Raw genomic sequence first — 15,214 nt, 5'->3', positions numbered from 1 at the left:
AGCAAATATAAATTTTTATTATAGTATTACAAGTTTCTCAATTTTTTCTACGGTCTTATTCAATAAGTTGGAACGTACTCTCATTTTGTACACATACACCCCTTTACCTATTTTATCACCAAAGTCATCCCTCCCGTCCCAAACAATATCTCTAGACAATGAACTTGGAGATGTAAACCCGCCCGTTGTTTGTCCGTTTAGCGTTCTTACCAATTTTCCTGAGACTGTAAATATCTGTATTGAAACGTCTAAAGGTTCCGAACTATTGTGATTGAACCAAAATTCTGTGTAATTAACAAACGGATTTGGGTAATTAAGCACATTATTGATGACCAAATCTTGATCTTTATCAAAAACGATAAATTGAATTTCTGAAATAGATGAATTATTATAAACATCCCACGCTTTAAGCGTTAAGGTGTGCAATCCTGGCTCTAAATCTCTAAATGGGAAGCTCAAAGTACCTTTGGTATAATCGTCCACATCGGTTTGATAATAATCGTTTAGAATAATGGGGTTGGTTTCATCACCATCAATTATGGCTACGATATCATGTCCAATACCACTTGCCGTATTAATACCATTTGCATCTTCAAGTTTAGCAAGCAAAGTAGGAGATTCATTGGTAATACCACCTGACACAAAACTTTCATCATTCATATATAGTGCAATAACCGGCCCAATATTATCTTCTGGTGCATTTTCATTCAAACCACCAATTTTAACCATATCTACGCTCGCTCCTGTCCTGTCTTGAGTCAATTCTTCGTTTTTAGCATAAAAGCTAACCTTTCCAAAACCAACGGGAATGCCAATGTCTTTAGGAACCACAAAATCGAACTCAAATTGCCCGTTTTTAACCGAAGCCTGACCTCTAAAAATAATTTCGCCAAGGGTTTTAAAATCCATTTGAACAAGTTGCCCATTTAATCTGGTTCCATCATTGGCAAGGGTTTGTCTCTCAATTTCTTTATCGTAGATGGTTGTGGAAAGTGTTCCGTTAAAATCAGTTAAGACATTACCTGATAAATCTGTAACATCCCCAGCCAATTTAACATAACTCAAGGCTTTTAAAGTATCGGTAGCTTGGGCAATTGGCACATCATTTATTTTTGTAAGCCTAATTTCGGGCTTTGAAAATGCCAACTTCATGGCAGGATCGCCAATAAAAAATATCAATCTTTTTTGACTAGATCCAGAGACCCCCGGGTCACTTTTGGCCAACCTAAGTGCTTCAGCCATAGACGGATATTCATAGGGTCCATAAGTATCATTATCACTATAAGAAAACAAATATTGCCCCAATATACTATTAAATGAAATGGCAAAACTCACAAAAATCTGACGAGTGGTACTTATTAAGCCTATAGCTCCAGCCTGTTTATTCCAGTACGTAAATTCGCCTGCCGTTTGCCTGTATGGATTATCAAACCGGGTAAACTCACAAGTAACGGTAACAAAACAATTCAGTTTATTATAATTTCGGAAATTCTCAACATCGGGTTTGAGCAAAATACGCTCTTCTGCCAAACCATCTTCACCACCATGCCCAAAATAGTTTACTACTAAAGCGCCATTGTCAACTGCATTGGCGATTTCTGTTGTAACGTCTGGATACCTTTCCCCTCCCGCCGAGAACTCTTGTTGAAACGCATCAGAATGTATTTTAACCACATTTATGAATGGTTTATTTCCAGAAACCAAGTCACCAATCATATCAGTTGTTTCTTGAAGTAAACCTTCCCAATCTTTATCAACATCATCCGAAATAACAACAAAATTGTTTCGCCAACTGCCTAAAGACTCCTTGGCATAATATGCCGCAATTTTATCTACCAACTCTTTGCCACGCTGCGGTGTATCGGCCAGTATTCTTCCCACAGCTATATCCAAACCATCTGAAATACCCATAGTCCCTTCATTATTGCCCATCATCCCATAAAAATCATCGGAAACAAATGAAGTTGCCAAACTAAAACTTTCATAAGAATACCATGAAGGCACGATATTGGTATTGTTGGGTGTTCTATCCTTATAATCGAAAGAGGCATCACCAAACAGGCACAAATATTTCAAAGGTCTATCAGTGCTAGGATTATCATAAACATACTTCACCAAATTTCTTATGGCACCAATGTCTGGATTTCCAGAACTAAATTCATTATAAATCTCATCTAGCCCAAAAACCATAACATTTAAATTATATTGGTCTCTATTAATTTGGGCCAATCGCTCCGCTTGAGCCATCATATTGTCTGGAGCCACAATAATGTAATCTAAAATAAACTCCCCTTGTTCATTTTGTAAAATAGAGCCCTTAATATTTTGGTTTGCTACAGCTGTTTTTCCATCAAATTTAGGCGTATAATAATCTGAAGGTGAAAAAGCCACATAAGTCATTAAACTTCCTAGTGTTGCATTGAAGCTAAAGTTTGCACTTTTATCATTATTTGCAGCGTTTGATACATTATAAATATCTGTTACATCCCAAACCTCAGATAGATTCTGAGCATTACTGATGTTATATTGAACAATACCCGATGCATTTGCAACTGCACTATTCTTAAATTTAAATTGCTTGTTGTTGAAATTCAAATTTCTAACACCTTCAACCGAAATATAATCCAAATACCCCAAAGTACTAGGATTTCCTCTATTATCAAAGTCAAGTTTCACAGTAACTTTCGACGAGTTAACACTAACATTATTATTACTAAATGTAGCCCCACTTGCATATGTAGGGCTGCTTACCCCTGAAAGAGACAGTGTGGCAAGACTATTTCCGTTAACACTAACATTCATGGCACTGGCCGATTTTGCTGCCGCAGCTACAATTACGGTCAATTTCAAGGGTTGTGACGTTACCAAATCAGGGAAATCAAACTCAAATTCCTTCTTATTACTCACATCAAACCGATCTCCAAACCAACGTCTACCTAAAGAAACTAGATTGTATTCGTCTATTTCATGAAACTGATAGTCTTCAAATGCGTCTATAGTCATATCAGGAGTACCTGATGGCTGGGAAAATTCCTGGATACGTTTTCCATTACCCGGACTTACATTAATGTAATAATAGGTCTTATCGGTATAGCAATTAATATGCGTTCTACTGTCTGTGTTATAACCCGTAGGGCCTTCGGCGTAAAACAAAATATAATCTTCATTATTTAGCACACCATCTTCTTCTCCCACGAACTTAATGGCATTTTCTGGAACATCGTACGGATAAGACGCTGCATTGGAATGTGGTATCATACGCCCCCCATGGCCAAAAACCTTAATGGTTCTTGGGTCAACGCTATTAACATTAACACCCAATTGCTGCAAAAAACCTCTTGATAACTTAAAAACTCCCGAATTCTCAACATAAAATCTGTACCAATCCCCAGAGTTTAAAACCGAATTAGATAATGCTGCCGTACTGCTAAATCCCTTTTTTAAAATTGAAGAATTAACGTTGCTCAACCCGATTTTATAAATAAGCTGAAAACTAACAACCTTTTTAAATGTTCCATTATTATCTTTTATGATAGGAGATAATTGAAACATGGCATATGTTTTATTTCTAGCAGAGGAATTCTTTAATCTAAAAGTCAATTCATTTGGAATTGTGCTTAAATCCAAGTCCTTTAGTTCTGTTTTAGAAATGGATTTATAAGAAACATTTGTTAGTGAAACCGAATTTTCATCAATTGAACTTTTCGTTTCCCATTGATCCACAAACAGTAAGCCAGTGTCAAAATTATACACAAAATAATCCTTTCCAAAGGAAGGAACCTGCAAAGATTTACTACCAACTGTCAGGGTTTTGAAGGCTTCCCAAGCTATGTTATATCTTCTTTGCTGGGCAAAACCTACCGCCGATACCAATAGCAGTATTAATAAAATATTCTTTTTCATCGCTAAAATAACGTCATGAACACCTTGTTATTATTAAAGAAAACAACAATTTGCAAAACTGAGCCAAAAATACAATAATAAATTTGGAAAACACACGTTAATACAACACAAAACAACGATGAAAAACAGTAAAAACATCGATGTATGGACCAAAAAATAGGATGAAATACACTTTTTTTTGGTTAAAATGCAAAAAATAGCTTGCATTGTAAGGTTTAATTATTATATTGCACCACCAAAATTTATTAGCTTACTTAAAAGTATGGATATGAAAAACGTAGTAGCATTAAAGTTTCTATTGGTTTTAGCGCTAATAGTTTCTACAACTAGTTGCAAGAAATCTTCGAGTTCTAAGAACAGCTCCAGAGCTACTGGATGGCAAATCAATTCTAGAGAGGGCGGATTTCAATACAATACCGATTTCAAAGAACAAGAAACTTCCCCTGGTTTAGTTTTTATCGAAGGCGGTACATTTACTAAAGGACGTGTTCAAGACGACGTTATGCATGATTGGAACAATAGCCCAAATCAGCAGCACGTGCAATCTTTTTATATGGATGAAACCGAGGTTACCAATGCCATGTATATGGAATACTTGGATTGGATTAAACGTGTTTACCCACCTTCAGAAGAAAACTTTAGAGCCATTTACCATGGTGCTCTTCCAGACACTTTAGTTTGGAGAAACCGTTTAGGGTTTAACGAGGTTATGACAGACAACTACTTACGCCATCCTGGGTATGGTGAATACCCTGTCGTTGGTGTAAGCTGGATTCAAGCTGTTGAGTTTGCCAACTGGCGTTCAGACCGTGTTAACGAATACAACTTGGAAAAAGCTGGCTATCTAAAGCGTGATGCCAAAGTTACCGATGTAGATGCTGAACAGACTTTCAGTACAGACACATACATTAATGCCCCATCATTAACCTATGGCGGTAACGAAGAAATTACAAGACCCGATGGTCGTGGAAGACGAAATTTAAGAGTTGATGCCGATGGTAACGAAACCGGGGTTTATGCTACTGTTGAAACTGGAATTATTTCTCCAAAGTACAGGCTACCAACTGAAACGGAGTGGGAATATGCAGCTCTGGGTTTAAGTGAAATTAGAGCCTACAACTTATACCGTGGACGTAAAAAATACCCGTGGGATGGTCAATATACCCGTAACGGTTCAAGAAAATATCGTGGTGACCAATTAGCTAACTTTAAGCAAGGAAAAGGTGATTACGGCGGAATTGCAGGTTGGTCTGATGATGGTGCAGATATCACAAACGCTGTTAAATCTTATGAGCCAAACGATTATGGTTTATATGATATGGCCGGAAACGTTGCCGAATGGGTTGCCGACGTTTACAGACCTATAGTAGATGATGAGTTTAACGACTTTAACTACTACCGTGGTAATGTTTACACAAAAAATGCATTAGATGAAGATGGCACTGTAAAAATTGTAACTGTTGATGATATTGTTTACGATACGATATCGAATGGTAAAGTAGTTGCTAGAAATTTGCCAGGCGAAATATTACAAGTACCTGTTGATGAAAACGAAACTTATTTAAGAACAAACTTTGATAAGAGCAACGAAATTAACTTTAGGGACGGTGACAAGCGTTCATCTCGTTACTATGAAAGCTTTAACGATGACGAGGAAAATGAAGACAGTGAAGCTTCCCAAACAAGAAAGATGTACAACTCTCCGAAACACAGTATTTCAAGGGATTCTCTAGGAAATATAATAAGAGAGTACGATAAAACGAATGACAGATCTTCCTTAATTAACGACGAAGTTAGAGTTTACAAAGGTGGTTCTTGGAAAGACAGAGAGTACTGGTTAGACCCTGCTCAAAGACGCTACTTCCCACAAGATATGGCGACAGACTATATTGGATTTAGATGTGCGATGTCTCGCGTAGGTTCAAAAAGCAAATCAAAAAACAAAAAGAAAAACTAAACCTTAGTTTTAAAATAATTTAAAAAAGTCCTGGCCTGAAGTCAGGACTTTTTTAATACATTTAGTTTTTAATAAAATAAATTTCATTTGGAAATAAAAGCCTTACACAGCCTTTTCTTAAAATGCAATGCTGTTTGCACCGATACAAGGAAACTTCAAAAAAATGATATGTTCTTTGCCCTTAAAGGCGAAAACTTTAATGGCAATGAATATGCCGAAAAAGCAATTGAAATTGGTGCAAAATATGCCATAGTTGATGAAGCAGCTTACAATACTTCATCTCAAACCATTTTGGTTGGCGATGTTCTAAAAACACTTCAAGAATTGGCATTATTCCATAGAGAATACTTAAAGGTTTCTATAATTGCCTTAACAGGCAGTAATGGAAAAACCACTACAAAAGAACTTATTAACGTCGTTCTTTCGCAAAAATATCAAACAACAGCAACCATTGGCAACTTGAATAACCATATTGGTGTTCCTTTAACCTTACTTTCCATGACCAACAAAACAGAAATAGGCATTGTTGAAATGGGTGCCAACCATTTAAAGGAAATTGCGTTTTTATGCAATATCGCGAAACCCAATTATGGTTATATAACCAACTTCGGTAAGGCCCATTTGGAAGGTTTTGGTGGAGTTGAAGGGGTCATTAAAGGCAAAAGCGAAATGTATGACCACCTTATTGCCCATAACAAAACCATTTTTATAAATACCAGCGATGCCATTCAGATTGAAAAAACCAAAAATGCCACAACATTTTCATTTGGAAACAGAAATGAATCCTTGGATGTGAACATAGAATTTAAAGCAGCACAACCCTTTGTAACATGCCATTATAATGGCCTGGAAATAAAAAGCCAACTTATAGGTGACTATAATTTTAATAATATTTCAGCGGCCATTGCCATAGGCAACTATTTTAAGGTTGAAGATGGCCTTATAAAAACTGCCATTGAGAGTTATACACCTTCAAATAACCGCTCCCAGATTATTCAAAAAGGGTCGACAAAAATTATTTTGGATGCCTACAATGCCAATCCTACCAGTATGAATGCCGCCCTTTTGAATTTTGAACAACAACCCGGGAAAAAAATAGCTGTTTTGGGCGATATGTTTGAACTAGGCAATGAAGCCAAACAAGAGCACCAAAATATTGCCGATTTGGCAACCTCAATGGAGATTGACAAAATTATCTTTGTGGGTGAAAATTTTTACAAAGCAACAATCTCCTCTAAAACAGTACAACAGTACAAATCCTTTTCTGAATTTGAATCCAACTTCGATTTACAAAACATTAAAAGTACCACACTTTTAATTAAGGGCTCTCGGGGAATGGCTCTGGAGCGAATATTAGAATTGTTAAACTAATTTTAAAGCTTGTTTAAGTTTCATGACAGCACAATAAAACCAAATTAACTTTTATCTCACCAAACTAAAATGGCCTTTCAACACTTTGCCATCCTTATATATAATTACATACCAATAATCGCTGTCTGGCATTAAAGTGTTATTGTAAGTACCATCCCAGCCCATTTCAGTATCCCTTATCTCTTTTAGCAGTTTACCGTAACGATCATATATGTCGATATGGCTAATACTTTTTAATCGATCTGGAACAACCCATGTGTCATTGTTACCATCATTATTAGGTGTAAAGAATCGTGGTGGAACTTGTTCCCTTTCAGTTACAAAACTATATTCTGAGCACCCTAAAGCTGTTTGCGAATCATTATACGGCACTACATTAACATAAACTTCCGTATTATAAGGCAAGTCGTCTGAAAAATCAAAATTTAAGGTATTGCCCAAATCTAATCCATTAATGATATCTGTACCTTCAGGACTTGTCCCCACTGACAATATATACCCTATGGCATTTGGCACTGACTGCCATGACAGATCAGTATCAATGGGAACAGCAGTTTCATTTGGCACAGGATTATTTATTGAAGTACACGGAAGCAATTCAATGATAATGAGTTCAAAATTTTCCTCAGAATCACATCCTGAGCTCCCAATATCATAAATATAAAATGTTATAGGGTAAACTGAAAAATCAGTAAAATAAATGGTATCCCCCTGATAGTATATCGTACCATTACCATTTGGTTCTGTGTAATATGCTTCATTACCTGATAAATTCAACCCATCGATAAATGGGAATGTAAAACTATTGATTACCGTTTGATTTTCTAAATCTTCTATTTGGGGTTCTGGAATCAATCCGTCACAATTGTTATCCAGCCCGTCACAAAGTTCTGGAGCATTGGGGTATACGGTTGGATTCGTATCATCACAATCGGAATCATTATCAATATAACCTAATGGTTGGGAACAAGCCTCTACACTGTTGGAAGTATCTCCAAAACCATCGCCATCCATATCCGCATAGTAAATTGTGGTAACATTTTCATCAATCTGTCCATCACAATCATTATCTATACCATCACACAGTTCGAGTGCATTTGGGTAGACGGTTGCATTTGTATCATCGCAGTCGGAATCATCATTCACGTAGCCCACCGGTGCAGAACAAGCCTCTAGGCTGACGGATATGTCCCCAAAACCATCTCCATCTGTATCCGCATAATAAATTGTGGTAACACCTTCATCAATTTGTCCATCACAATGATTATCTAAACCATCACAAAGTTCCGGCGCATTGGGATATACGGTTGCATTCGTATCATCGCAGTCGGAATCATCAGCAACATAGCCCACCGGTGCAGAACATGCCACAAGACTGTCGGAGACATCCCCAAAACCATCACCATCTGTATCTGCATAGTAGGTGGTTGTTACGCCCTCATCTATCTGTCCATCACAATTATTATCAACGCCATCGCATACTTCAGTAGCTCCAGGGAAAACATTAGCATTGGCATCGTCACAATCCGTGTTATTAGGAACATAACCCGCAGGCTGGTTACAGGACAAAATACTATTGGTGGCATCACCGAATCCATCCGAGTCGCCATCCAGATACCAAATGCCCTGATCGGCGATATCAGGATCGGCATCGTCAACTAAACCATCGCAGTCGTCGTCAATACCGTTACAAACTTCTGTAGCTCCAGGGAAAACGTTAGCATTGGCATCGTCGCAATCTGTATTGTCAGGAACATAACCCGTAGGCTGATTACAAGACAAAACACTATTGGCGGCATCACCGAACCCATCCGAGTCGCTATCCAGGTACCAGGTGTTTTGACCAGTAACATCAGGATCGTCATCATCAACCAGTCCATCACAATCATCGTCTATACCATTACAAATTTCTATTGCACCAGGATTAACTAAAGCATTTGTATCATTACAATCGTTATTATCCAACACATAGCCCGGTGGTGGTAAACAGGCCTCAATACTATTGGTAGCATCTCCAAACCCATCACCATCTGTATCGGCATAATAGGTAGTGGTTACGCCTTCGTCTATTTGTCCATCGCCGTTATTGTCCAAGCCATCGCATACTTCCACATCAACACAGTCGGCAACACCGTCGCCATCGGTATCAGCAAAACCTTCATCTACAACCCCGTCCCCATTATTATCCAATCCATCACACTCCTCTATATCCATACAGTCTGCAATACCATCCCCATCGGTGTCAGGAAAGCCTTCATCTACCATTCCGTCACAATCATTATCTATACCATCGCAAAGTTCGGGTGCATTTGGGTAGACGGTTGCATTCGTATCATCGCAGTCGGAATCATTATTCACGTAGCCCACCGGTGCAGAACAAGCCTCTAGGCTGACGGATATGTCCCCAAAACCATCTCCATCTGTATCCGCATAATAAATTGTGGTAACACCTTCATCAATTTGTCCATCACAATCATTATCTATACCATCACATAGCTCAGGCGCATTTGGGTATACAGTTGCATTCGTATCATCGCAGTCGGAATCATCAGCAACATAGCCCACCGGTGCAGAACATGCCACAAGACTGTCGGAGACATCGCCAAAACCATCACCATCTGTATCTGCATAGTAGGTGGTTGTTACGCCCTCATCTATCTGTCCATCACAATTATTATCAACGCCATCGCATACTTCAGTAGCTCCAGGGAAAACATTAGCATTGGCATCGTCACAATCCGTGTTATTAGGAACATAACCCGCAGGCTGGTTACAGGACAAAATACTATTGGTGGCATCACCGAATCCATCCGAGTCGCCATCCAGATACCAAATGCCCTGATCGGCGATATCAGGATCGGCATCGTCAACTAAACCATCGCAGTCGTCGTCAATACCGTTACAAACTTCTGTAGCTCCAGGGAAAACGTTAGCATTGGCATCGTCGCAATCTGTATTGTCAGGAACATAACCCGTAGGCTGATTACAAGACAAAACACTATTGGCGGCATCACCGAACCCATCCGAGTCGCTATCCAGGTACCAGGTGTTTTGACCAGTAACATCAGGATCGTCATCATCAACCAGTCCATCACAATCATCGTCTATACCATTACAAATTTCTATTGCACCAGGATTAACTAAAGCATTTGTATCATTACAATCGTTATTATCCAACACATAGCCCGGTGGTGGTAAACAGGCCTCAATACTATTGGTAGCATCTCCAAACCCATCACCATCTGTATCGGCATAATAGGTAGTGGTTACGCCTTCGTCTATTTGTCCATCGCCGTTATTGTCCAAGCCATCGCATACTTCCACATCAACACAGTCGGCAACACCGTCGCCATCGGTATCAGCAAAACCTTCATCTACAACCCCGTCCCCATTATTATCCAATCCATCACACTCCTCTATATCCATACAGTCTGCAATACCATCCCCATCGGTGTCAGGAAAGCCTTCATCTACAGCACCATCACCATCATTATCAAGACCATCACAGGTTTCGGAATCTATACAATCTGCAAGACCATCACCATCAGTATCAGCAAAACCTTCATCTATTTGGCCGTCACAATTATTATCAATGCCATCACAAAGCTCAAGCGCCCCTGGGTTAACTGTCGCATTTGTATCGTTACAATCGGTATTGTCCGAAACATAGCCAGGCGGCGGTGTACAGGTCACTATGCTGTTGCTAGGATCACCATAGCCATCATTATCTGCATCGGCATACCAAGGGGTACTACACGTTATAGTCAATAAAAAGTCCTGCTCGTCACTGCACCCTGGATAAGCTTCATCATAAATATAGATGGTTATGGGGTAACTTGGAAAGTCAGTCACATTAATCACATCACCAGCGTTGTACATGTTGCCGGTACCTCCCGTGCCAGTATAATAAGCCTCGGTGCCAGAAAGGTTAGTACCAGTAATAGCTGGCAAGGTATAAGTATCTATAGCTGTTTGATCTAAAAGGTCAACAACTGTTGCACCGGCATAACCACCATCTTGAATGCTCCAGCCATCGGTATTTATCATGTTGGTTCTAGCTGGTTCCCCTGCACAGTATTGACTAAAGCCACCATGAAAGTTTAAATTAGGATTAAGTATTTGTGCATCCCAGCCTATCAATAAACTATCGTAATTAGGAATAGAAAGAGTCACATTATAAAACATAGCTCCTGCATTCAATAAATTCGCTACATTCCAGTTCCCTAAGTCTTGATCAAAACTTACGGCTGAATGAAACATACTATTCATATTAGTCGCATTGCCTGTATTCCAAGCTCCAATATCTTGGTTAAACGAGCTGGCTTGTGAAAACATAGCTTCCATATTTATGACACTGCCTGTATTCCAAGCTCCAATATTTTGGTTAAAGCTAGTTGAATACATAAACATCCTATTCATATCTAACACATTGCTTGTGTTCCAGGTCGATAAATCTTGATTGAAAATGGAAGCATTTTGAAACATTTCAACCATATTAATTGCACTAGTGGTATTCCAAGCACCAATATCCTTATTGAAGGAAATACAAAATGCAAACACCCTTTGCATATTGGTAATAGTGCTTACATCCCAATTCCAATTTCCGGAGCCATTTCCAAGATTATCACAATGATAAAACATCCAGCTTAAATCTGAAGCAATAGAAAGATCTGGAGTATCAATAGCATTAATAACAAGATTATCACAACCTGCCAGTGCATAATTCATTGAAGTCCATTGGCCACAACCCCATTGGTCAACCGAAAGAAGTTTTTGACCATTGACACCACCAGCAAGATTCATCTGTATTCTTGGAAACGTTCCTGAAATAGATACTTGATGAATGCCAGCAGTTGCATATGTGTGGTTTGCATTTCCTGTATGGCCAGTCGTGACGTTGCCATCTCCCCAATCTACATCATAGTTGTAAACTTCCCCTACAACTGTTGGGATAGTAATAGTCTCATTAGCCGTGCTGGTTTGCCAGGTGGTGATAAAATCACATAAAGGGTCTGTGATGGTCAATAAAAAGTCCTGCTCATCGGCACAACCTGGGTAGGCTTCATCATAAATGTAAAGGGTAACTGGGTACGTTGGAAAGTCTGCATAGTTAATTACATCACCAGCATTATATGGTGTTCCCGTTCCACCCGGACCTGAATAGTAAGCCTCGGTGCCAGACAGGTTAGTCCCGGTTATTGTGGGTAGGGTAAAACTTCCAGAGACAGTTTGATCTAAAAGATCATCCAATATAGATCCTACGTAACCACCGTCTTGTATGGTCCAACCAATAGTATTAATCAAATTAGTACGAGCGGCTTCACCAGCACAATACTGACTAAACCCACCATGAAAATTAGGGTTAAAACCTAAAGGATGGTTTTGAGCATTCCAACCTATTAATAAACTATCATAATTAGCTATTGATAAAGTTGCACCTACAAACATCCCCCAAGCATCTTGTAAGCTTGAAATATTCCAGTTTCCTAAATCTTGATCAAAGGAGATAGCACTTTCAAACATGTGTACCATACTGGTTACATTTGCTACGTTCCAGCCACCAATATCTTGATTAAAATTAGTTGCGAAATGAAACATATATTGCATGTCAGTCACACTACTAGTATTCCAAGTGCCTATGTTACCATTAAAATTGGTTGCTCCTGCAAACATGAGTCCCATGTTAGTCACATTTGAAACATCCCAAGTTCCAATATTTTGGTTAAAGTTTAGAGCACCCCAAAAAGTCCTATACATGTCAGTAACATTGCTAGTATTCCAAGTAGATAAATCCTGGTTAAAGCTTATAGCGCCATTGAACATATATCGCATAGTAGTTACATTGCTAGTATTCCAAGAACCAATGTTTTGGTTAAATGCTTCAGCTGCTGAAAACATATGACTCATATTGGTAACATTACCAGTATTCCAGTTACTAATATCAAGATTAAAATTAGTAGCAAGACTAAATAAAAAACTCATATCAGTAATATTACTAGTGTCCCAATTCCAATTACCAGTTCCTCCTCCTAAAGCAGAAGCATTACTAAACATTTCACGCATGGAGGTGGCATTGGTAAGATTTGGCGTGTCAGTAGCATTTATAACTAAATTACTGGCTCCACCAAAAGCAAATTGCATAGAAGCCCATTGAGTGCACCCCCATTGCTCTACAGATAAAATTTTATTGGCGTTAGCTACAGTGGCCAATGAGATTCTTGGATACATTCCACTTATTGTAACTTGATGAGTACCTGCTGTAGTATAAATGTGCGTGGTATTTCCAACATGACCTGTAGTTATAGTTCCATCACCCCAATCCACATCGTAGTTGTACGGATCAGCACCAATTGTTCCTATAGTTATAGATTCATTAGCCGTAGTGGTTTGCCAAGTCGTGATGTAGGCGGCAGCACTACTTCCCCCCGGCTGGGAGTTATTAATATATAGTTTGGTGGATATTCCGGTGGATGTCCAGTTTCCGGGAATCATTAAGTCTTCATCACCATCATTATCAACATCGGCCAAAGCTATGGCTGCTCCAGTAGATCCTGCAAATGGTGTACAATACTCTTTAAAGAAATTACCACTGCCATCGTTGCTATAAATTTCTGTATTCCAAGAACCTGAATTACCAGTAATTATTACATCTTGGTCGCCGTCGCCATCCATATCAAAAAACCTGACTGAAGAATCAGCTACTTGCACAAAGGGAGTAACAACTTCTGTGAAGGTTCCGGTGCCATCATTGGCATAAAGTTTTGTAGACTCAACACCTCCCGACCAGTCTGCTCCGGTAATTAAAAGGTCTTGGGTGCCATCTCCATTAATATCAGCAAAATCGACGGAGCACAACCAAACACCTACAAAAGGTGTTCCTGCAACCAAAGTAAAGTTTCCCGAACCATCGTTAATATAAAGTTCAGAATGAGCGCTACTTCCCCCAAGCCCACAGATTAGCACATCCAGATTACCATCTCCATTAACATCTTCAAATTCGACATCCCCTTGGTAGGTAGGTGTAAATGGTGTGCCAATTACTTCCGTAAAAATTCCGGCTCCATTATTTAAATATAAAGTTGCATAAGCAGCGGCGTTATTTGTTCCGCTTCCAGTGATAAGTACATCTAAATCGTTATCCCCATCTACATCTGCAAAATCAATTGTTGATTTATATACATCAGGAAATGGCGTTCCAGCAACCAAGGTAAAGTTGCCATTGCCATCATTTTCGTAAAGTCCCGTAAAAGCCGCACTGGGAAGCCCTATTAATCCAGAAATTAAAACATCCTGATCGTTGTCTCCATCAATATCAGCAAAAGCCACATCGCCCCATCCCGAAAGTGGTGGGAAAGGCGTTCCAACCACTAAGGTAAAATTACCTGCTCCGTCATTGGTATATAATTCCGTAATAAAGTCTCCAGAAATTAGAAGGTCTAAATCGCCATCGCCATCAATGTCGGCAACATCGGAACCGCCTTCGTGAATCCCAGAAAAAGGTACAGACAGATTCTCTGTAAAGACAATCTGTGCTTTCAAAATACCTGAAAACAGCATAAAAAATAGCAACAGAGCTATATAGTAATTTCTCACCACAGGCAATACCTTCGTTTAGATAGTTGTTTTTTATGTGCATGGAAAAAATCTTAAATGAAATTTTGCCGTGTCTTTAAAACTATCATAAGATTTATAAACATGAATATTTTTTCGATAAAATACCTTTCTTGACGATTTATTAATTTTAAGAGGACAGAATATAAATAAAAAGTGCCCGCCATATACAATATAACGGACACTTGTATCATTGGTCCCTCTCAAAGAACTAATTAATAGCAACGTAAAATTGCGGATGAAAACCATAAAAAGCAATACTCAATTTGAGTATTCCGATAAATTTTAGAATAATTTTCGTTGAAACGCCTATTAAAAGAGATAAAAAAGCACAAGCGAAAGCGCAATTATTCAGAAAGAATAAGAAAATAC

The 15,214-nt window shown here is 38.7% G+C and carries 4 protein-coding genes; 2 read left to right on the top strand and 2 right to left on the bottom strand.

Translation table 11 applies throughout. From position 1 onward, the window contains the following. Positions 1-18: 18 nt before the first annotated feature. Positions 19-3,903, bottom strand: coding sequence for a type IX secretion system sortase PorU (porU, locus tag ACB104_RS08290; protein WP_370477822.1), 3,885 nt, complete (start codon positions 3,901-3,903; stop codon positions 19-21). Between the two features lie 262 nt (positions 3,904-4,165). Between porU and gldJ the strand changes: the two genes are divergently transcribed. Then, on the top strand, positions 4,166-5,860 hold the full coding sequence (gene gldJ, locus ACB104_RS08285) for a gliding motility lipoprotein GldJ (RefSeq protein ID WP_370477820.1): 1,695 nt from the start codon (positions 4,166-4,168) through the stop codon (positions 5,858-5,860). A gap of 87 nt (positions 5,861-5,947) precedes the next feature. Further along, the gene (locus ACB104_RS08280; protein ID WP_370477818.1) at positions 5,948-7,231 is read left to right on the top strand and encodes a UDP-N-acetylmuramoyl-tripeptide--D-alanyl-D-alanine ligase; all 1,284 of its coding nucleotides are present in this window, start codon (positions 5,948-5,950) and stop codon (positions 7,229-7,231) included. Positions 7,232-7,282: 51 nt separating this feature from the next. Here ACB104_RS08280 and ACB104_RS08275 read toward each other — a convergent pair whose 3' ends face one another. Further along, complete coding sequence (locus tag ACB104_RS08275; protein ID WP_370478075.1) at positions 7,283-14,827, bottom strand: MopE-related protein; 7,545 nt, start codon at positions 14,825-14,827, stop codon at positions 7,283-7,285. Positions 14,828-15,214 lie beyond the last annotated feature (387 nt).

It is taken from the genome of Tamlana flava, from assembly GCF_041287255.1.
GTDB classification, from domain to species: Bacteria; Bacteroidota; Bacteroidia; order Flavobacteriales; family Flavobacteriaceae; genus Tamlana; species Tamlana flava.
The sequence above is the reverse complement of the archived record's forward strand: the minus strand, read 5'-3'. Positions and strand labels throughout refer to the sequence as shown.